Annotated in this window: 16 protein-coding genes and 1 tRNA gene; 16 read left to right on the top strand and 1 reads right to left on the bottom strand. The window is 58.4% G+C overall.

Annotated features, from left to right (window positions below; all coding sequences use genetic code 11):
- Positions 1-387: 387 nt before the first annotated feature.
- The 3 genes from carA (at position 388) to greA (ending at position 5303) form a co-directional block, all read left to right on the top strand.
- The gene (gene carA, locus B2589_RS06215) at positions 388-1518 is read left to right on the top strand and encodes a glutamine-hydrolyzing carbamoyl-phosphate synthase small subunit (RefSeq protein WP_206768869.1); all 1131 of its coding nucleotides are present in this window, start codon (positions 388-390) and stop codon (positions 1516-1518) included.
- Between the two features lie 82 nt (positions 1519-1600).
- The gene (gene carB / locus B2589_RS06210) at positions 1601-4819 is read left to right on the top strand and encodes a carbamoyl-phosphate synthase large subunit (protein WP_058341802.1); all 3219 of its coding nucleotides are present in this window, start codon (positions 1601-1603) and stop codon (positions 4817-4819) included.
- Between the two features lie 4 nt (positions 4820-4823).
- Positions 4824-5303, top strand: coding sequence for a transcription elongation factor GreA (greA, locus tag B2589_RS06205; protein ID WP_081697550.1), 480 nt, complete (start codon positions 4824-4826; stop codon positions 5301-5303).
- A gap of 55 nt (positions 5304-5358) precedes the next feature.
- On the opposite strand, the gene yhbY is transcribed toward greA, so the two are convergent.
- Positions 5359-5667, bottom strand: a complete 309-nt coding sequence (yhbY, locus tag B2589_RS06200) for a ribosome assembly RNA-binding protein YhbY (protein ID WP_094623617.1) — start codon at positions 5665-5667, stop codon at positions 5359-5361.
- 279 nt (positions 5668-5946) lie between these two features.
- On the opposite strand from yhbY, the gene ftsH reads away from it, so the two are divergent.
- From ftsH to pnp, 13 genes are all read left to right on the top strand, one after another.
- Entirely contained in the window at positions 5947-7890 is a 1944-nt protein-coding gene (gene ftsH / locus B2589_RS06195) for an ATP-dependent zinc metalloprotease FtsH (RefSeq protein WP_269802601.1), read from the top strand.
- Positions 7891-7986: 96 nt separating this feature from the next.
- Entirely contained in the window at positions 7987-8817 is an 831-nt protein-coding gene (gene folP / locus B2589_RS06190) for a dihydropteroate synthase (RefSeq protein WP_022988300.1), read from the top strand.
- Entirely contained in the window at positions 8817-10160 is a 1344-nt protein-coding gene (gene glmM / locus B2589_RS06185; RefSeq protein ID WP_286815960.1) for a phosphoglucosamine mutase, read from the top strand. Before folP ends, glmM begins: the two co-directional genes overlap by 1 nt.
- A gap of 95 nt (positions 10161-10255) precedes the next feature.
- The gene (gene tpiA / locus B2589_RS06180; protein ID WP_199457083.1) at positions 10256-11014 is read left to right on the top strand and encodes a triose-phosphate isomerase; all 759 of its coding nucleotides are present in this window, start codon (positions 10256-10258) and stop codon (positions 11012-11014) included.
- A gap of 24 nt (positions 11015-11038) precedes the next feature.
- Positions 11039-11422 (top strand): preprotein translocase subunit SecG, encoded by a 384-nt coding sequence (secG, locus tag B2589_RS06175; protein WP_058341798.1) that lies wholly within the window; start codon positions 11039-11041, stop codon positions 11420-11422.
- An 8-nt stretch (positions 11423-11430) separates the two neighbouring features.
- A tRNA-Leu gene (locus tag B2589_RS06170) sits at positions 11431-11515 on the top strand.
- A gap of 312 nt (positions 11516-11827) precedes the next feature.
- Positions 11828-12289, top strand: a complete 462-nt coding sequence (rimP, locus tag B2589_RS06165; RefSeq protein WP_286815959.1) for a ribosome maturation factor RimP — start codon at positions 11828-11830, stop codon at positions 12287-12289.
- A 54-nt stretch (positions 12290-12343) separates the two neighbouring features.
- Positions 12344-13837 (top strand): transcription termination factor NusA, encoded by a 1494-nt coding sequence (gene nusA, locus B2589_RS06160; protein WP_022988295.1) that lies wholly within the window; start codon positions 12344-12346, stop codon positions 13835-13837.
- A 20-nt stretch (positions 13838-13857) separates the two neighbouring features.
- Entirely contained in the window at positions 13858-16392 is a 2535-nt protein-coding gene (gene infB / locus B2589_RS06155) for a translation initiation factor IF-2 (RefSeq protein ID WP_286815958.1), read from the top strand.
- On the top strand, positions 16392-16823 hold the full coding sequence (gene rbfA / locus B2589_RS06150) for a 30S ribosome-binding factor RbfA (protein ID WP_022988293.1): 432 nt from the start codon (positions 16392-16394) through the stop codon (positions 16821-16823). The genes infB and rbfA overlap by 1 nt, the downstream gene beginning before the upstream one ends.
- On the top strand, positions 16820-17743 hold the full coding sequence (gene truB / locus B2589_RS06145) for a tRNA pseudouridine(55) synthase TruB (RefSeq protein ID WP_232902566.1): 924 nt from the start codon (positions 16820-16822) through the stop codon (positions 17741-17743). Before rbfA ends, truB begins: the two co-directional genes overlap by 4 nt.
- A 78-nt stretch (positions 17744-17821) precedes the next feature.
- A complete protein-coding gene (rpsO, locus tag B2589_RS06140) occupies positions 17822-18091 on the top strand; it encodes a 30S ribosomal protein S15 (RefSeq protein ID WP_011786757.1) in 270 nt (89 codons plus the stop codon).
- A 300-nt stretch (positions 18092-18391) separates the two neighbouring features.
- On the top strand, positions 18392-20506 hold the full coding sequence (pnp, locus tag B2589_RS06135; RefSeq protein ID WP_286815961.1) for a polyribonucleotide nucleotidyltransferase: 2115 nt from the start codon (positions 18392-18394) through the stop codon (positions 20504-20506).
- The last annotated feature ends 25 nt before the right edge of the window (positions 20507-20531 follow it).

Raw genomic sequence — 20531 nt, 5'->3', positions numbered from 1 at the left:
CATCTCGGAAGGACACGGAAAAAGACTGAAGAGTTGCTTTTCGTGTGAGGCTAACACTGAGGCTGAAGGTTCGGGTCGCTCTTCCGAAAATTTTGAAGGCCATGGATGGCCTGAAATAAGCGCTCATGGACGAGCTTGTAGCGGTTTTCGGAAGAGCGACCCGAACCTTCGGCCGGAGTTGCGTCAAAGACGACTGGACAAATCCCCGTGGACAAAAACGGCCAGAATCGCTTACAATAAGGCGATTTGACTGCACCAAGCGTACCTTTGAAAAGTTTATAAGAAAGCGGGACCGGGTTTTTACTCTGTCTCGCTTTTTTGCAACCTGAATTTGCGCTTGCGTTCCTGTTCGTGACGAACTTACGCCACTCGATGAGGATACAAGCCTTGAGCACACCAGCAATCCTTGCACTCGCAGACGGAAGCCTCTTCTACGGCACCGCCATCGGCGCAGACGGAGAAACCAGCGGTGAGGTAGTGTTCAACACTGCCATGACCGGCTATCAGGAAATCCTGACCGACCCGTCCTACTCCCGCCAGATCGTCACCCTGACGTATCCGCACATCGGCAACACCGGTGTGAACGGCGAAGACGTAGAATCCGACCGCATCCACGCCGCCGGCCTGATCATTCGTGACCTGCCGCTGATCGCCAGCAGCTGGCGTAACCAGCAGAGCCTGGATGACTACCTGCGAAGCAACAACATTGTTGGCATTGCGGACATCGACACCCGCCGCCTGACCCGTATCCTGCGTGACAAAGGTTCCCAGAACGGCGCCATCGTTGCCGGCGAGAATGCCACCGCCGAGCGTGCACTGGAACTGGCCAAGGCCTTCCCGGGCCTGAAGGGTATGGACCTGGCCAAGGAAGTAACCAGCGAGAAAACCTATCAGTGGAACCAGACCGAGTGGGACATCACCGATGGCTACGGTGAACAGTCTGCTCCGAAGTTCAAGGTTGTCGCCTGGGACTACGGCGTAAAGTTCAACATCCTGCGCATGCTTGCTGCCCGTGGTTGCGACATCACCGTGGTGCCGGCGCAAACCCCGGCTTCGGAAGTGCTGGCCATGAACCCGGACGGTATCTTTCTGTCCAACGGCCCTGGCGACCCCGAGCCGTGCGACTACGCAATCAAAGCCATCCAGGAAGTGCTGGAAACCGAGATTCCGGTATTCGGCATCTGTCTTGGTCACCAGTTGCTGGCCCTGGCCAGCGGTGCCAAGACCATGAAAATGGGCCACGGCCACCACGGCGCCAACCACCCGGTGCAGGACATTGCCAAGGGCACGGTGATGATCACCAGCCAGAACCACGGCTTTGCGGTAGACGAAGCAACCCTGCCGGCCAATGTGGAAGCCACCCACAAGTCGCTGTTTGACGGCACCCTGCAGGGCATTCGCCGCACCGACAAGGCGGCCTACAGCTTCCAGGGTCACCCGGAAGCCAGCCCAGGCCCCCACGATGTGGCACCGTTGTTCGACGAGTTTATCCAGCTGATGGAAGCGCGATCTGCCTGAGGGCAAGGCCATCGACGATAGCTCACCGGCGCTGAACACCGCGCTGCAAGAATTCAAAAGTTGCTGACAGGTTTACCGAGACATGCCAAAACGTACAGACATCCAAAGCATCCTGATCCTGGGCGCTGGTCCCATCGTGATCGGGCAGGCGTGCGAATTCGACTACTCCGGAGCCCAGGCCTGTAAGGCGCTGCGCGAAGAGGGCTACCGGGTTATCCTGGTGAACTCCAACCCGGCCACCATCATGACCGACCCGGCCATGGCCGATGCCACCTACATCGAGCCGATCACCTGGAAGACGGTCGAAAAGATCATCGAAAAGGAAAAACCCGACGCCCTGCTGCCCACCATGGGCGGCCAGACCGCACTGAACTGTGCGCTGGACCTGGAAAAGCATGGCGTGCTGGAGAAGCACGGCGTTGAAATGATCGGCGCTAACGCCGATACCATCGACAAGGCCGAGGACCGGGACCGTTTCGACAAGGCCATGAGAAAGATTGGCCTCGAATGTCCGCGTGCGACGATCGTTCACTCCATGGCGGAAGCCTGGGAAGCGTCAGAGGATATCGGTTTCCCCTGCATCATCCGTCCGTCCTTCACCATGGGCGGCTCCGGTGGTGGTATCGCCTACAACAAGGATGAGTTCGAGGAAATCTGTACCCGTGGCCTGGACCTGTCTCCGACCAACGAACTGCTGATTGACGAGTCCCTGATCGGCTGGAAAGAGTACGAGATGGAAGTTGTTCGTGACAAAAACGACAACTGCATCATCGTTTGTGCCATCGAGAACTTCGATGCCATGGGCGTGCACACCGGTGACTCCATCACTGTGGCCCCGGCCCAGACCCTCACTGACAAGGAATACCAGATCATGCGGAACGCCTCACTGGCGGTGCTGCGTGAAATTGGTGTGGAAACCGGCGGTTCCAACGTGCAGTTCGGTATCAATCCGGACACCGGCCGTATGGTCGTGATCGAGATGAACCCGCGGGTATCCCGTTCCTCCGCGCTGGCTTCCAAGGCCACCGGTTTCCCGATTGCCAAGGTGGCGGCCAAGCTGGCCATCGGTTACACCCTCGATGAGCTGCAGAACGAAATTACCGGAGGCGTAACCCCGGCCTCGTTCGAGCCCAGCATCGACTACGTGGTTACCAAGATTCCGCGCTTCACCTTCGAGAAATTCCCCCAGGCCGACGCCCGCCTGACCACCCAGATGAAGTCTGTGGGTGAAGTCATGGCCATCGGTCGTACCTTCCAGGAGTCGATGCAGAAAGCCCTGCGTGGTCTGGAAGTGGGCTCTGATGGTTTTGACGAGAAGCTGGACGAGCTGGATTCGGACAGCAGCCGCGAAACGCTGATCCGGGAGCTGAACGTACCCGGCGCCGAGCGTGCCTGGTACATCGGTGATGCCTTCCGCGCCGGCATGACGGTTGACGAAGTGTTCCGTCATACCAAGGTTGACCCCTGGTACCTGGTGCAAATTGAAGACCTGGTCAAAGAAGAGCAGGCCCTGAAATCCGCCGGCAAGGCCGATATCGACAAGGCCACCCTGTTCCGCCTGAAGCGCAAGGGCTTCTCCGACGCCCGCCTGGCCAAGCTGCTGGGTATTTCCGAAGTCAGCCTGCGCAAGCTGCGCCACGATCTGGGCATTCGCCCGGTTTACAAGCGGGTAGACACCTGTGCGGCTGAGTTTGCATCCGACACCGCCTACATGTACTCCACTTACGAGGAAGAGTGCGAGGCGGAGCCGTCTGACCGCGAGAAGATTGTGGTGATCGGTGGCGGCCCCAACCGTATCGGCCAGGGCATCGAATTCGACTACTGCTGTGTGCACGCGGCCCTGGCCATGCGTGAAGACGGTTACGAAACCATCATGATCAACTGCAACCCGGAGACCGTGTCGACCGACTACGATACCTCCGACCGGTTGTACTTCGAGCCGATCACCCTGGAAGACGTACTGGAAATCATCAACGTCGAAAAACCGAAGGGCGTCATTGTGCAGTACGGCGGTCAGACCCCGCTGAAACTGTCCCGTGGCCTGGAAGCTGCCGGTGTGCCCATTATCGGCACCAGCCCGGATGCCATTGACCGTGCCGAAGACCGTGAGCGTTTTCAGCAGATGATCCAGCGCCTGGGCCTGAAACAGCCCCAGAACGCCACCGTGCGCAGCCATGAAGAAGGTATCCTGGCGGCCCGCGAAATCGGCTATCCGCTGGTGGTTCGTCCATCCTACGTGCTGGGCGGCCGTGCCATGGAAATTGTCTATGACGAAACCGAGCTGGTGCGTTACATGCGCAGTGCCGTTCTGGTATCCAACGACAGCCCGGTATTGCTGGACCACTTCCTGAATGCCGCCATCGAGGTGGATATCGATGCCATCAGTGACGGCACCGACGTGGTTATCGGTGGCATCATGCAGCACATCGAGCAGGCTGGTGTTCACTCCGGTGACTCTGCCTGTTCACTGCCGCCCTACAGCCTGCCGAAAGAAGTGCAGGATGACATGCGCGAAGCGGTCAAGAAAATGGCCATCGAGCTGGATGTTATCGGCCTGATGAACGTGCAGCTGGCCTGGCAGGACGGCGAGATCTACGTGATCGAAGTGAACCCGCGGGCTTCCCGTACCGTGCCGTTCGTATCCAAGGCCATCGGTGTGTCCCTGGCGGCGGTAGCGGCTCGCGTAATGTCCGGCAAGACCCTGAAAGAACTGAACTTCACCCAGGAAATCGTGCCGACTTACTATGCGGTGAAAGAGTCCGTGTTCCCGTTCAACAAGTTCCCGGCGGTTGACCCGATCCTCGGCCCGGAAATGAAGTCTACCGGTGAGGTGATGGGGCTGGGTGACAGCTTCGACGAAGCCTTCGCCAAGGCGTCCCTGGCCGCGGGTGAGCGCCTGCCGGCCAAGGGTGTGGCCTTTATGTCGGTTCGTGACGTCGACAAGCCGGGCGCGGCTAAGGTTGCCCGCGACCTGGTTGATGCCGGCTTCCGGATTGTCGCCACTACCGGTACAGCCAAGGCTCTGGAAGCCGAGGGTGTCGAGGTTGAGCGGGTCAACAAGGTTGGTGAAGGCCGGCCGCACATTGTTGACTCCATCAAGAACGGCAAGGTTCAGCTGATCATTAACACCACCGAAGGTCGTAAGGCCGTTTCCGACTCGGCGCAGATTCGCCAGTCCGCCTTGCAGACCAAGGTAACTTACACAACGACGCTGGCGGGTGGCGAAGCCTTCTGCCGCGCAATCAAATTTGGCCCGGAGCGCACCGTTCGTCGCCTCCAGGACCTACACGCAGGGAAGTAAGATTATGGCTGAAAGAGTACCCATGACGCAGACCGGCGAAGCCCGTCTGCGCGAGGAGCTGAAAAAGCTGAAGTCCGAAGATCGTCCGCGGGTCATCCAGGCTATCGCCGATGCCCGTGAACACGGAGATCTCAAGGAAAACGCCGAATACCACGCAGCCCGTGAACAGCAGAGCTTCATCGAAGGCCGTATCCAGGAAATCGAAGGCAAGCTGTCAGTGGCTCAGGTGATCGACGTAACCACCATGGAGAACACTGGCAAGGTGATCTTCGGCACCACAGTGCACCTGGTGAATATGGACACCGATGAAGAAGTGACTTACCAGATCGTGGGCGAAGACGAGGCAGACATCAAAGCCGGCAAACTGTCGGTATCGTCTCCCATCGCCCGGGCGCTGGTGGGCAAAAACGAAGGCGATGTGGTGGCCATCCGCATCCCGTCGGGTACCGTGGAGTACGAGATTTCCGAAGTAGAATACATCTGACGAAATCCGCGTACACAAAAAAGCCGGCTGGGGTTATCCGAGCCGGCTTTTTTTATCACTTATTCCTTAGCAGGTTAGACAGCTTCGGATTCGGCTTCCTGGCCCGGCGCAGGATGACGGCGATTTTTCCGATGGTTTGCACCAGCTCGGCGCCGGAGCTTTCGCACAGGGCCTGGATGGCTTCCTGGCGGGCTTCGCGGTCTGTGCTGGCTACCTTGATCTTGATCAGCTCATGGTCGTTCAGGGCTCGCTCCAGTTCTTCCTGGAGCCCCTCGGACAGGCCTTTGTCGCCAACAATGATGACGGGCTTCAGATTGTGGGCAATGGCCCGGTATTCCCGGCGCTGTTCCGGTGACAGACTCATGATGTAATCTCTTTATCGGTGCAATTAACAAAAGGTCAGCGGCGAACTGGCTGACAACGTCGTATAATTTCGTGATTGTAACAGATAGCGCATCGCCACAAATGGTCGTATTCACTTACAACCGGCGTTGCAATCGGCCCCGGAGTGCCCAATATAGGTGGTAGTGCGGCCGTTTTCCCTTAGGCCGTTTCTGGTTTACGAACGTACAATTAGTGTAAGGTGTCGGAAAAGGGTTCGCGGCTTCGACGCGGCAGCCCTGCAATTCACAGGTGATGATCCTTGAACGATATGGCAAAAAATCTGGTTCTCTGGCTAGTGATAGCCGCCGTGCTGCTGATGGTGTTTCAGAATTTCACTCCCACCACCAGCGGGCAACAAGTTAACTATTCCCAGTTTGTCGAAATGGTCCAGCAGGGCCAGGTACGGCAGGTGACGATTGATGGGCTGCAGGTGCAGGGTGTCCGTGGTGACGGCTCCCAGTTCCAGACCATCCGCCCGCAGGTATCCGATAACAAACTGATGGACGATCTCCTGGCCAATCAGGTTGAGGTGATCGGTAAGGAACCGGAGCGCCAGAGCCTGTGGACTCAGCTGCTGGTGGCCGCATTCCCGATACTGATCATCATTGCCCTGTTTGTCTTCTTCATGCGCCAGATGCAGGGCGGCGGTGGCGGCAAAGGCCCCATGTCGTTCGGCAAGAGCAAGGCGCGCCTGCTGAGCGAAGATCAGATCAAGACCACCTTTGCTGACGTGGCTGGTGTCGACGAAGCGAAGGAAGACGTCAAAGAGCTGGTGGATTTCCTGCGCGATCCGAGCAAGTTCCAGCGTCTGGGTGGCCGCATTCCCAAGGGTGTGCTGATGGTAGGTCCTCCCGGTACCGGTAAAACCCTGCTGGCCAAGGCCATTGCCGGTGAAGCCAAGGTGCCGTTCTTCTCTATCTCTGGTTCAGACTTCGTGGAAATGTTCGTGGGCGTGGGTGCTTCCCGTGTTCGCGACATGTTCGAACAGGCCAAGAAACAGAGCCCCTGCATCATTTTTATTGACGAGATCGATGCCGTGGGTCGCCATCGTGGCGCTGGTATGGGTGGCGGACACGACGAGCGCGAGCAGACCCTGAACCAGTTGCTGGTTGAGATGGACGGCTTTGAGGGTAATGAAGGCGTTATCGTGATCGCCGCAACCAACCGTCCGGACGTGCTGGACCCTGCGCTGTTGCGCCCGGGCCGCTTTGACCGCCAGGTGGTGGTGAGCTTGCCGGATATCCTGGGTCGCGAGCAGATCCTGAAGGTGCACATGAAGAAAGTGCCCCTTGCCGATGGCATCGATCCGGCTGTGATTGCCCGTGGTACTCCCGGCTTCTCCGGTGCAGACCTGGCCAACCTGGTGAACGAGGCCGCCCTGTTTGCGGCGCGCCGTAACCAGCGCCTGGTGTCCATGGAAGAGCTGGAGCTGGCAAAAGACAAGATCATGATGGGCGCCGAGCGCAAGTCCATGGTGATGAGCGAGAAAGAAAAGCGGAATACCGCATACCACGAGTCTGGCCATGCGATTGTGGGTCGACTGGTGCCGGAGCATGATCCGGTCTACAAGGTCAGTATTATTCCCCGTGGCCGGGCACTGGGTGTCACCATGTTCCTGCCGGAAGAGGACAAGTACAGCCACTCCAAGCGCTACCTGACCAGCTCGATTTGCAGCCTGTTCGGTGGTCGTATTGCCGAGGAGCTGACTCTGGGCTTTGAGGGTGTGACCACCGGTGCGTCCAACGATATCGAGCGAGCCACCAGCCTGGCCCGCAATATGGTCACCCGCTGGGGTTTGTCCGAGAAGCTGGGCCCGCTGCAGTACGATACCGACAGCGAAGAGCCGTTCCTGGGTCGTTCTGCCGGGCAGTCTCATACCGTGTATTCGCCGGAAACGGCACAGCGTATTGATGAGGAAGTCCGTAACATCATTGATACCTGCTACGAGACCGCCAAGCAGATCCTGATTGATAACCGGGACAAGCTCGACATGATGGCGGAAGCGCTGATGAAGTACGAAACCATCGATCGCTTCCAGATTGACGACATCATGGCCGGCAAAGAGCCGCGCCCGCCGAAGAACTGGGGCGATAGTGGTCCCGCCGGTGGCGTAAAGGCTGAAGAGCCGGAGCAGGCTCCGGAGCCGAAAGGCTCTGACGACGGGCGCCAGCCCGGAGTAGGGCGCCCGGCCGGCGAGCACTGACTCGCAGCCGAAGCCTGAGTGATATAACGCGCCGCCCGGCCTCCGGGCGGCGTTTGTTTTTGTTTCCCCGAAAGTGTTGCCCCTGGAATCCTCGCTATGAAAATGAACTTTGCCGGCCGTGAACTGGATCTCTCCCTGTGCCATGTAATGGGCATCCTGAATGTAACCCCGGATTCGTTTTCGGACGGTGGTCGCTTCAATTCGCTGGAATCCGCCATGATCCGCGCCCGCCAGATGGTGGCGGACGGTGCAGTATTTATTGATGTAGGCGGTGAATCCACCCGGCCGGGAGCGGCAGAGGTTTCCACCCAGGAGGAGCTGGACCGGGTGTGCCCGGTGGTCGAGGCCATTGCCCGGGAGCTGGATGCCGTTATTTCCGTAGACACCAGCAACCCGGCGGTAATGGCAGAAACCGCAAAGCTCGGCGCGGGGCTGATCAATGATGTCCGTGCCCTGCAGCGTGACGGAGCACCGGAAGTGGCGGCGAAGGCGGATATTCCTGTGTGTATCATGCACATCCAGGGTGAGCCGGACACTATGCAGAACGATCCCCGTTACCGGAATGTGCGCCGGGAAGTCAGCTCGTTTCTGACCGAGCGCATGCGCGTGGCAGAGGCCGCCGGGGTGAACCCGGACAAGATCATCCTGGACCCCGGCTTTGGCTTTGGCAAAACCGTCGAGCACAATGTGCAGTTGCTGGCGACCCTGGAGCAGTTGCACATGCTGGGCCATCCGCTGCTGATCGGTCTGTCCCGCAAATCCATGCTGGGAGCAATCACCGGCCGGGATGTGAATGAAAGGTTGCCCGCAAGCCTCGCGGCCGCGACAATATCGGCCATGAAAGGTGCGAGTATCCTCAGGGTGCACGATGTAAGGGAAACGGTAGACGCCGTTAAGGTAGTAGCGGCGGTTAAGGAGGCAATCTGATGTCCGAACGTAAATATTTTGGTACCGATGGCATTCGCGGCCATGTTGGCGAAGGCCCGATTACCCCGGAGTTCATGCTCCACCTGGGTTGGGCTGCCGGCCAGGCGTTCAAGAAAGATGGCCAGCGCAACAGTGTGCTGATCGGCAAGGACACCCGGTTGTCCGGTTATATGTTCGAGTCGGCCCTGGAGGCCGGCCTGTCTGCCGCCGGAGTGGATGTGAAGCTGCTGGGCCCGATGCCGACACCGGCCATTGCCTACCTCACCCGTACCTTCCGCGCCTCTGCCGGTATCGTTATCAGTGCGTCCCATAACCCGCACCATGACAACGGCATCAAGTTTTTCTCTGCCGCCGGCACCAAGCTGGACGATGCCCTGGAAGCTGAAATCGAGCGCTGGCTGGACCAGCCCATCAAGGTCTGTGAGCCCAACGAACTGGGCAAGGCGACCCGGATTGATGACGCGCCCGGTCGCTACGTGGAATTCTGCAAGAGCACCGTGCCCAACGAATTTACCCTCGATGGCCTGCATATCGTCCTGGATTGTGCCCACGGTGCCACCTACCACGTGGCGCCCAAGGTGTTCCGGGAGTTGGGTGCAAGGATTACCGTGATCGGTGCCGCGCCCGATGGTCTGAACATCAACCTGAATGTTGGTTCCACCCACCTGGATGCTCTGAAGCAGACAGTTGCCGAGAAAAAAGCCGACCTTGGCATTGCCTTCGATGGCGATGGTGACCGGGTGCTGATGGTTGACCGTGACGGCTCCGAGGTGGACGGCGATGAGCTGCTGTACATTCTCGCGTACCAGCGCCAGGCCGAAGGGCGCCTCAAAGGCGGTGTGGTGGGTACCCTGATGACCAACCTGGGCGTTGAGTTGGCCCTGCGTGAACTCGGCATCCAGTTCGAGCGGGCGAAAGTGGGCGACCGCTATGTGATGGAGCGGTTGCTGGCTAACAATTGGGTGGTCGGGGGTGAAGGTTCCGGCCATATGGTCATTCGTGACTGCACCAGCACCGGCGATGGTATTGTGTCTGCCCTGCAGGTGTTACTGGCCGTGCGCAATTCCGGTAAAACCCTGAGCGAGCTGCGTCAGGGAATGAGCAAGCTGCCCCAGAAAATGGTGAATGTGCGGGTGGCGCAGCGTTTTGATCCGTTTTCCCGCGCGGATATTGTCGAGGCTGTGCGCCAGGCTGAAGCCGGCCTGGGCGATGCCGGTCGTATCTTGTTGCGGGCATCCGGAACCGAGCCGCTGATCCGGGTGATGGCAGAGGGCCGGGATGCCGCAGAAATTACCCGTGTGGCCGAAGAGCTGGCCCGGGTGGTGGAGCGTTCAAACCCCTGAGTGGCGGTGCGGGGAGCGGGTTGTGTGCAGGAAATGACTGCTGTATAGTTCGCGCTCCCTTTTGTTCAGGGTTTTCGGGATAGCTGAGAATAAGTATGCGTCGCAGGATTGTAGCCGGTAACTGGAAAATGAACGGGTCGAAAGACCTGGTGCAGCAACTGGTTGGCCCGGTTCGCGAGCAGGCTGGCCGTCTCGATAACGGTGCAGAGGTGGTGATTATTCCTCCTGCGCTGTATGTAAGTGCTGTTCAGGCTGAGGCAGGAGACGACCTGGCGACAGGTGTCCAGAACGTCAGTCAGTGGCAGTCCGGCGCCTACACCGGTGAAGTTTCCGCCGACATGGCCCGTGATATGGGTTGCGGCTACGTGCTGGTTGGGCACTCCGAGCGTCGCCAGTTGTTTGGTGAGACCGATGAAATGGTTGCAGCCAAGGTTGAACAGGTTCTGCAAAGCGGTCTGACGGCGGTGTTGTGCGTTGGGGAGACCCTGGAGCAGCGTGAGGCCGGTGATGCCGAGCGTGTTGTGGCCACCCAGGTGATACGCGGGCTGGCCCGTGTTGAGGGTGAAAGCTGGTCGCAGGTGGTTGTTGCCTACGAGCCTGTCTGGGCTATTGGCACGGGCAGAACCGCAACCGCAGAGGACGCCCAGGCTATGCATGCGGAAATCCGCAATGTGCTTTCGAGCATGAAAGCGCCTGCCGAATCCATTTCGGTACTTTACGGCGGCAGCGTAAAAGCGGATAATGCGGCCGCTCTGTTTTCAGAGCCGGATATCGATGGTGGTCTTATTGGCGGAGCATCGCTGAAGGCCGATGAGTTTATCAGTATCTGTCGGGCATTCCCGGCGGGTGCGTAATCCGAAACGTTTACGAGAGTCTGTATGGATTGGTTGGAAACACTGGTAGTTGTAGTTCACGTCGTGATCGCCGTGGCGCTGGTGGGCCTGGTTCTGATCCAGCAGGGCAAGGGCGCGGATGCCGGTGCGGCATTTGGTGGCGGTGCCTCGCAGACGGTTTTCGGTAGTCAGGGCAGCGGCAGCTTCCTGACCAGGATGACCACCCTGATGGCGGTTGTCTTCTTTGTGACAAGTTTTTCGCTAGCGATCTTTGCCAAGCAGCGCGCTGAAGTAGCAGGTGAGGCGGGTATTCCGACAGTTCAGGAATCTACCCAGGCCCCTGCAAGTGATGCCAGCGCGCCGGCTATTGAAGAAGGCGCAGGTAGCGAAGCCGGGGCCGGGGAGTCTGATCTCCCTGACCTCGAGTAAAGAGTGTTGCCCGGGTGGTGAAACTGGTAGACACGCCATCTTGAGGGGGTGGTAGCGAAAGCTGTGCCGGTTCGAGTCCGGCCCCGGGCACCATATTTGAAGAAGACGGCTTGGCAAACCCAGGCCGTTTTTTTTGGTCAGTCCTTGACCACTCCGCGCGGTGTCCTCTATACTCCGGCGGTTATTGGAGTCAGTGTTTTTTCTGGCTTCCAGGCAGGCCAGGTGTCTGTCGGCAGAGAGCATGGTTGGGTTAGCTTTCTGCGAATTCTTGCAACAAAAGGCCCCATTTTCAGGGGCTTTTTGATTAAGGGGCCTGGCGCAAGGGCCCTGGTGCATAAAAGGGCTGATTAACAGCCCTTTTTTTGTTTTTGTACCCTGAAAATCTGAATACGGAGGCGGCGACACTTGTCAGCCAAGCTTAAACAACTGGAAGACATCCTGCGCCCGGTAGTGGAAGGGCTCGGATTTGAATTCTGGGGCATTGAATTTCGTTCCCGCGGGCATCAGTCCATGCTCCGGGTGTTTATTGATGATGCCGAAAACGGCATCAGCATTGAAGACTGTGAAAAAGTCAGTCGGCAGGTCAGCGGTGTGATGGATGTGGAAGACCCCATCCAGAGCGAGTACACCCTGGAGGTTTCTTCCCCGGGTATGGACCGGCCGTTGTTCCGCCTGGAACAGTACGAGGCGTTTGTCGGCCATAAAGTACAGATCAAGCTGTGCATGGCCTTCGAGGGTCGTCGCAAATTCCAGGGGCTGATCAAAGGCGTCGAGGGTGACGAGGTTGTGGTCGTGGTTGATGACCACGAGTACCTGTTGCCGTACGACAGTATTGAAAAGGCCAACATCATTCCGGTTTTTGAATGACACATTCGAACAAATCTGTAGATGTATCGATTATTTTGAGGGCAGGGCAATCCAATGAGTAAAGAGATCTTGCTGGTAGTGGAATCCGTCTCGAACGAGAAAGGCGTCGAGAAGGATGTGATTTTCGAGGCGATCGAACTCGCACTCGCTACCGCTGCCAAAAAACGTTACGAAGACGAAGAAGCCGACATCCGGGTTGCTATCGATCGCCGTACCGGCGAATACGAGACCTTCCGCCGCTGGCTGGTGGTAGACAACGATGCGGTTCCGGCACTGGGCACCGAGCTGACCATGCAGGAAGCCGAAGAGATTGATACCAATCTCCGGCCGGGCGACATGCACGAAGAGAAGGTGGAATCTGTGGCATTCGGGCGCATCGGTGCCCAGGCCGCCAAGCAGATCATCTTCCAGAAAGTGCGCGAAGCCGAGCGCATGAAGATTGTCGACAGCTACCGTGATCGCATCGGTGAGCTGGTGTCCGGCACCGTCAAGAAGGTGACACGGGACAACGTTATCGTAGATCTCGGTGGTAACGCCGAAGCGCTGCTGCCCCGTGAACACCTGATCCCGCGGGAAACCTTCCGCATGGGTGACCGGGTACGTGCCCTGCTGCTGGAAATCCGTACTGATCATCGCGGCCCGCAGCTGATTCTCAGCCGTACCGATGCCCAGATGCTGATCGAACTGTTCCGCATCGAGGTTCCGGAAATCGCCGAAGACCTGATCGAGATCCGTGGCGCCGCCCGTGATCCCGGTTCCCGCGCCAAGATCGCGGTGAAGACCAACGATCGCCGGATCGACCCTGTGGGTGCCTGTGTTGGTATGCGGGGCTCCCGCGTGCAGGCGGTCTCCAACGAGCTGGGCGGCGAGCGTGTAGACATCGTGCTGTACGACGACAACCCCGCGCAGCTGGTGATCAACGCCATGGCACCGGCAGAAGTGGCCTCCATTGTGATGGACGAAGACCGTCACACCATGGATGTCGCCGTCGCTGAAGATAATCTGGCGCAGGCCATCGGTCGTAATGGCCAGAACGTTCGCCTGGCCACTGAGCTGACCGGCTGGACCCTGAACGTGATGACCGAAGAAGAAGCCGGTGAGCGTCAGGAACAGGAATACAACCGCCTGGTTGAGCACTTCACCGCTCACCTGGACGTTGATGAAGAGTTTGCCGGTGTTCTGATCGAAGAAGGCTTCACGTCTATCGAAGAAGTGGCCTATGTACCGATGGAAGAAATGCTGGCGATCGAGGGCTTTGACGAAGACACCGTTTCTGAATTGCGCCGCCGTGCCAAAGACGTGCTGCTGAATCAGGCGCTGGCAAGTGAAGAAGCCCTGGAGGGTGCAGAACCCGCTGAAGATCTTCTGAATATGGAAGGTATGGACCGTGGCCTGGCGTTCAAACTCGCCGGGATGGGTGTTCGTACCATGGAAGATCTGGCCGAGCAGTCTGTGGATGATCTGCTTGATATTGAAGGTATGGATGAAGAGCGCGCCGGTCAGCTGATTATGATCGCACGCGCACCCTGGTTTGAAGACCAGGCCTGATTCGGGAGAGGAGGACCAGTATGGCTGAAGTAACGGTAAAACAACTGGCCGCAGATGTAGGCGCTCCCGTGGATCGTTTGCTGAAGCAGATCGTTGAAGCGGGCCTGAAAGCCCGCAGTGAGAACGACGCTGTCACCAGTGATGAGAAGCAGCAGTTGCTGGCTTATCTGAGAAAGACCCACGGTGAAGCCCAGGCAGAGCCGAACAAGATTACCCTGAAGCGTAAAACCACAACCACGTTGAAGGCCGGCAAGGCAAAAACCGTGAACGTGGAAGTACGCAAGCGCCGCACCTATATCAAGCGTGCGGAACTGCAGCCCGAGCCGGAGGTGGCAGCACCGAAGCCGGAAGAAGTGGCAGAGCAGCCGGTAGCGGAACAGCAAGCGCCGGAACAGGCACCGCAGGTAACTGCAGAACAGGCACAGCCGGAGACATCCGCTGCTGCCCCGGCGCCGGAGCAGGAACAGGCTGCTGCCGAGCCGAAGAAAGCCCAGGAGCCCGAGCCGGCACCGGAGGACATTCCCATGCCTCCGCCGGAAGATGAAGGACGGGATCGCAAGCCCAAGAAGAAAAAAGAAAAGGTACGCGAGCGCGGCGACGAAATCGAAGAAGGCAAGCCCAAGAAGAAACAGGCTGGTCATCGCGGCCCTCGCAGCCGTCCGGTTGAAGAACCTCTTGTTATTTCCGAGGACGACGAAGAAAACCGTCCTCGCAAGCAGCCGCGGGCTAAAAAGAAACCGAAAGAAAAGCGTCATGCTTTCGAGAGGCCAACCAAGCCCATGGTAAGAGAAGTACAGATTCCGGAAACCATCACCGTAGGTGACCTCGCCCAGCGTATGGCTGTCAAAGCCGCTGATGTTATTAAGACCCTGATGGGTATGGGCGTAATGGCCACCATCAATCAGGCGCTGGACCAGGAAACTGCGGTTCTGGTAACCGAAGAGCTGGGCCACAAGCCCAGGGCTGTCAGCGAAGATGCCTTTGAAGAAGAAGTGCTGAGTGAAATCACCGGCGACGACTCAGGCAAAGAGAAAATCAAGCGGGCACCGGTTGTCAGCGTGATGGGTCACGTTGACCACGGTAAAACCTCGCTGCTGGATTACATCCGTCGCGCCAAGGTTGCTGCCGGCGAGTCCGGTGGTATTACCCAGCATATCGGTGCCTACCACGTAGAAACCGATCACGGCATGGTGTCCTTCCTGGATACCCCGGGCCACGCGGCGTTCACCGCCATGCGTGCTCGCGGTGCCCAGTGTACCGATATCGTTATCCTGGTGGTGGCGGCCGATGACGGCGTTATGCCGCAAACCAAGGAAGCCGTTCAGCACGCCCGCTCTGCAGGCGTACCCCTGGTGGTTGCCATCAACAAGATGGACAAGGAAGAAGCCGATCCGGACCGCATCAAGAACGAGCTGTCTGCGCTGGACGTGATTCCGGAAGACTGGGGCGGCGACGTTCAGTTCGTGCCGGTTTCAGCGCATACCGGTATGGGTATCGACGACCTGCTGGAAGCGGTACTGCTGCAGGCCGAGATCCTCGAGCTGGAAGCCTCTCCGGATGCGGCTGCGAAAGGTGTTGTGGTTGAATCCAGCCTGGAGCGTGGCCGTGGTTCCGTAGCCACCGTTCTGGTTCAGAACGGTACCCTGCGCCAGGGCGACATGGTGGTGGCGGGTTCCTTCTTCGGTAAGGTTCGCGCCATGACCGACGAAGCCGGGCGCCAGGTAAAAGAAGCTGGCCCTTCCATCCCGGTCGAGATTCTGGGCCTGAACGGCACACCAGACGCCGGTGACGAGTTCTTCGCCGTAGCCGACGAGAAGAAGGCTAAGGAACTGGCTGAATTCCGTCAGACCCGCGAGCGTGAACAGCGTCTGCAGCGCCAGCAGGCGGCCAAGCTTGAAAACATGTTCGAGAACATGGGCAAGGACGAGGTCAAAACCCTCAACGTTGTGCTCAAGACCGACGTGCGTGGTTCCCTGGAAGCCATTACCAAGGCCCTGCAGGACCTGGGTAACGAAGAGGTTCAGGTGAAGATCGTGTCCTCTGGCGTGGGCGGCATTGCCGAGACCGACGTCAGCCTGGCCATGGCCACCAACGCCGTTATCTTCGGTTTCAACGTGCGTGCGGATACTGCATCCAAGCGCCTGGTTGAGCAGGAAGGCCTGGATCTGCGCTACTACAGCATCATCTATAACCTGATCGATGATGTGAAAGCAGCCCTGACTGGCATGCTCAAGCCGGAGTTCCGCGAAGATATCGTGGGCATCGCCGATGTGCGCGACGTGTTCCGTTCACCGAAGTTCGGCCAGGTGGCTGGCTGTATGGTGACCGAAGGTACCGTATACCGGAACAAGCCGATCCGCGTACTGCGTGACAACGTGGTGATCTTCGAAGGCGAGCTGGAATCCCTGCGTCGCTTCAAGGACGACGTGCCGGAAGTTCGCAACGGTATGGAATGTGGTATCGGTGTTAAAGGCTACGACGTGAAAGTGGGCGACCAGATCGAAGTATTCGATCGCGTCCGTGTTGAACGTCAGCTTGAATCCACGGGGGCCTGATGGCACGGGAATACAGTCGCGTAGAACGCATTGGCGACCAGATGCAGCGTGAGCTGGCCCAGCTCATCCAGCGCGAGGTGAAAGACCCTCGCGTTGGTATGGTCACGGTGAACGACGTAAAGGTCAGCCGTGACCTGGGCTACGCCGATATCTATGTTTCACTGCTGTCTACCGAAGAACTCACCGAGGAATCGCCCGAGGTGAAGGAATCGCTGGCAGTGCTGAACAATGCCTCCGGCTTTTTGCGGGGCCAGGTAGGCCGTGCGATGAAATTGCGGGTGGTTCCCCACCTGCGCTTTCACTTCGATACCCTGCTGGGCCAGAGCCGGAAGATGGATCGGTTGATCCGCGAGGCGGTAGGCGACAAGCCGGCCGTACCCCGGGACGACAACGACGATCCCGTTTCCGACAACCCGGAGCGTGATGCTTGAGCCGTAGACGCAAAGGCCGTGATGTAAACGGCATTCTGGTGATCGACAAGCCTCAGGGCGTTACCTCCAACGGAATCCTGCAGCAGGTCAAGCGCCTGTATGGTGCGGCCAAGGCCGGCCATACCGGAGCGCTTGATCCGCTCGCCACCGGCGTATTGCCGCTGTGCTTCGGAGAGGCCACCAAGTTCTCCCAGATGATGCTGGACAGCGACAAGGCCTATATCACCACTGCGAAGCTGGGTATTCGTACCGAAACCGGCGACAGTGAAGGTGCGGTGGTGGAAGAAAAGCCGGTGCCGGCGCTGACCGAAGCGCAGGTGGAGGCTGTCCTGGAAAACTTCCGGGGCGATATCCAGCAGGTTCCTTCCATGTACTCTGCCCTGAAGCACCAGGGCAAGCCCCTGTACGAATACGCCCGCGAAGGCATCGTGATCGACCGGCCAGCCCGGCCTGTCACCATCTACGAGCTGAAGTTGCTGGCGGTGCGCGAGCAGGAGCTCGACCTGGCGGTTACCTGCACCAAGGGTACGTATATTCGCTCACTGGTCGAAGATATCGGCGAAGCTCTGGGATGCGGTGCCCATGTGTCTGCCCTGCGCAGAACCCTGGCCTCCGGTTACACCCTGGCAAATGCCCGTGATGTCAAAGACCTGGAAGCCATGCGTGAGCGGGGCGAGAGCCTGGATGGCCTGTTGCTGCCGCCGGAAAGCGCCCTGACCATGTTCCCCGAGCACCGGTTGGCGGGGCCTGCGCTGGTATCGATCTTGAACGGACAACCGGTTAGAATACCCGGTCAGTCTCTGGAAGGCTTCGTGCGCATTTATGGCGACCGTTCCTTTGTGGGGCTGGCTGAAGCTATGCCGGAAGGCGACGACACCAATCTGGTGCCGCGCCGGCTGGTAAAAAACAACGGCCGGTAACCCCGCCGTTGTTTAGCCGGGCTGTAGAGATGCGCGGTTCGGCCGGATTTAACAGCATCGCAACCTATGAGGTGTAATATGGCACTTTCTGCCAGTGAGAAAGCTCAGATCGTTAAGGATTTTCAGCAAGGTGATGGCGATACCGGTTCCCCTGAGGTTCAGGTAGCTCTGCTGAGCGCCAACATCAACAAGCTGCAGGATCACTTCAAGGCCAACAAGCAGGATCACCATTCCCGCCGCGGCCTGATCCGGATGGTAAACCAGCGTCGTAAGCTGCTGGACTACCTGAAGCGTAAAAACGCCGACCGTTACCTGGAACTCATCCAGCGTCTGGGTCTGCGTCGCTAATCCGGGTTTCGACCTGAAGGTAAAGGCCGGGCGTGTCCCGGCCTTTACCGCGCTTTTCTCCCGTAATTTTTTACTGCAGTTGATTTGTCAGTGAAACCGAAGGATTTTCTCTGTCTAATGGAAAGCCGATATTGATAGCAGGTTGTTGAAAGCCCGGGTGCTGTCGGGAAACCACAGTCCCAGCCGGGGTTTTACAACAGCCTGTTAGCTTTCAGACGGGTTGCCTTTCGGTTCACAGGTCAAGCTGCTGCAGTTGAAACCCGAGTTCATAACTGAAAAAAGCAGGAGTTTATTGTGGATCTGCAACCACGTATTAAAACATTCGAAATGGGTGGCGAAACCTTCACCCTGGAAACTGGCCGCATCGCCCGCCAGGCCACTGGCGCAGTACTGGTGAGCTGTGGTGACATCTCTGTTCTGGGCACCGTTGTAGGCGCCAAAGAGCCCAAGCCGGGCCAGGGCTTCTTCCCCCTGACCGTGAACTACCAGGAAAAAACCTACGCCGCCGGTAAAATCCCGGGTGGCTTCTTCAAGCGTGAAGGTCGTCCGTCCGAGAAAGAGACCCTGACCTCCCGCCTGATCGACCGTCCGATCCGTCCGCTGTTCCCGAGCGGCTACATGAACGAAGTCCAGGTTGTGCTGACGGTTATGTCGTCCAGCAAGAACCAGGACCCGGACATCGCTGCCATGCTGGCTGCCTCTGCAGCCCTGGCCATCTCCGGTATCCCGTTCGACGGCCCGATTGGTGCTGCCCGTGTGGGTTACACCAACGAAAAAGGCTACTTCCTGAACCCGACCTTCGAAGAGCTGGGCAGCTCCCTGCTGGACATGGTTGTGGCCGGTACCGACGAAGCGGTACTGATGGTTGAGTCCGAGGCCAAGGGCCTGACTGAAGACCAGATGCTGGGCGCCGTACTGTTCGCCCACCAGGAAATGCAGACTGCCATCAACGCCATCAAGGAATTTGCTGCTGAAAACGGCAAGCCGCGCTGGGAATGGCAGCCTGAGGCAGAGAACACCGAGTTGCTGAACGCGATCAAGGCCGAATTCGGTGGTGCCATCGAAGAAGCCTACGCGATCCGCGACAAGATGGCCCGTTACGAGCGTCTGGGCGAGATCAAATCTGCCGCCGTTGAAAAGCTGGCCGGTGAAGACGAAGGCCAGCCTTCCGAAGAGGAAGTGAAGAAGTACTTCGGCAAGGTCGAGAAGTCTGTGGTTCGTCTGCAGGTTATCGAAGGCAAGCCGCGTATCGATGGCCGTGACAACAAGACCGTTCGCCCGATCAAGGTCGAAGTTGGTGTACTGCCGTCCGTTCACGGTTCCGCCCTGTTCACCCGTGGCGAGACCCAGGCCATCGTAACGGCCACCCTGGGTACCACCCGTGACGTGCAGATCATCGATGCCCTGGAAGGTGAGCGCAAAGACCCGTTCCTGTTCCACTACAACTTCCCTCCGTACTCCGTAGGTGAAGCTGGCCGTATGGGTAGCCCGGGCCGTCGCGAAATCGGTCACGGTCGCCTGGCCAAGCGTGGTGTCGCCGCGGTTATGCCGACCATCGAAGAATTCCCGTATGCCATCCGTGCGGTATCCGAGATCACTGAATCCAACGGTTCCAGCTCCATGGCTTCCGTATGTGGTTCTTCCCTGGCGCTGATGGACGCGGGTGTGCCCCTGAAGGCGCCGGTTGCCGGTATCGCCATGGGTCTGGTCAAGGAAGGCGACAAGTTCGCGGTTCTGACAGACATCCTGGGTGACGAAGATCACCTGGGCGACATGGACTTCAAGGTTGCCGGTACCAAAGACGGCGTAACTGCCCTGCAGATGGATATCAAAATCCAGGGTATTACCGACGAAATCATGGAAATCGCCCTGGAGCAGGCCAACGCTGCGCGTCTGCACATCCTGGACGAGATGAACAAGGTAATCGCCGAGCCCCGCGCCGAGCTGTCTGAGCGCGCTCCGAGCATCACCACCATCAAGATCCATCCGGACAAGATCCGTGATGTTATCGGTAAGGGTGGTGCTACCATCCGTGGTATCTGCGACGAGACCGGTGCGTCCATCGACCTGGATGACGACGGCAACGTGAAAATCTACGCCGCTGATGCCGCCGCCGCTCAGGCTGCTGTAAACCGGGTCAAGGAAATCACTGCCGAGATCGAAGTGGGCGCAATCTACAAGGGCCGCGTTGAGCGCATTGTGGACTTCGGTGCCTTCGTTAACATCCTGCCGGGTAAGGATGGTCTGGTACATATCTCCCAGATCTCCGAGCGCCGTATCGAGAACGTGACTGACGAGCTGAGCGAAGGTCAGGAAGTTCTGGTTAAGGTTCTGGATGTCGACAACCGTGGCCGCGTTAAGCTGTCCATGAAGGAAGTTAAGGAAGGCGAACAGCCGACTGACTTCGCTGACTGATTTTTCAGTTAGTCAGTAACACGAA

Source organism: Marinobacter sp. UBA3607 (assembly GCF_002375525.1).
In the GTDB taxonomy this organism is placed as follows: domain Bacteria; phylum Pseudomonadota; class Gammaproteobacteria; order Pseudomonadales; family Oleiphilaceae; genus Marinobacter; species Marinobacter vinifirmus.
Note: the sequence above shows the minus strand (reverse complement) of the source record. Positions and strands in the feature narration are given on the sequence as shown.

Excerpts from the sequence above, each read along its gene's own strand:
- rpsO (WP_011786757.1), top strand. The coding sequence starts at position 17,822 with ATGGCACTTTCTGCCAGTGAGAAAGCTCAGATCGTTAAGGATTTTCAG.
- greA (WP_081697550.1), top strand. The coding sequence starts at position 4,824 with ATGGCTGAAAGAGTACCCATGACGCAGACCGGCGAAGCCCGTCTGCGC.
- folP (WP_022988300.1), top strand. The coding sequence starts at position 7,987 with ATGAAAATGAACTTTGCCGGCCGTGAACTGGATCTCTCCCTGTGCCAT.
- yhbY (WP_094623617.1), bottom strand. The coding sequence starts at position 5,667 with ATGAGTCTGTCACCGGAACAGCGCCGGGAATACCGGGCCATTGCCCAC.
- carB (WP_058341802.1), top strand. The coding sequence starts at position 1,601 with ATGCCAAAACGTACAGACATCCAAAGCATCCTGATCCTGGGCGCTGGT.
- tpiA (WP_199457083.1), top strand. The coding sequence starts at position 10,256 with ATGCGTCGCAGGATTGTAGCCGGTAACTGGAAAATGAACGGGTCGAAA.
- glmM (WP_286815960.1), top strand. The coding sequence starts at position 8,817 with ATGTCCGAACGTAAATATTTTGGTACCGATGGCATTCGCGGCCATGTT.
- secG (WP_058341798.1), top strand. The coding sequence starts at position 11,039 with ATGGATTGGTTGGAAACACTGGTAGTTGTAGTTCACGTCGTGATCGCC.
- rbfA (WP_022988293.1), top strand. The coding sequence starts at position 16,392 with ATGGCACGGGAATACAGTCGCGTAGAACGCATTGGCGACCAGATGCAG.
- infB (WP_286815958.1), top strand. The coding sequence starts at position 13,858 with ATGGCTGAAGTAACGGTAAAACAACTGGCCGCAGATGTAGGCGCTCCC.
- nusA (WP_022988295.1), top strand. The coding sequence starts at position 12,344 with ATGAGTAAAGAGATCTTGCTGGTAGTGGAATCCGTCTCGAACGAGAAA.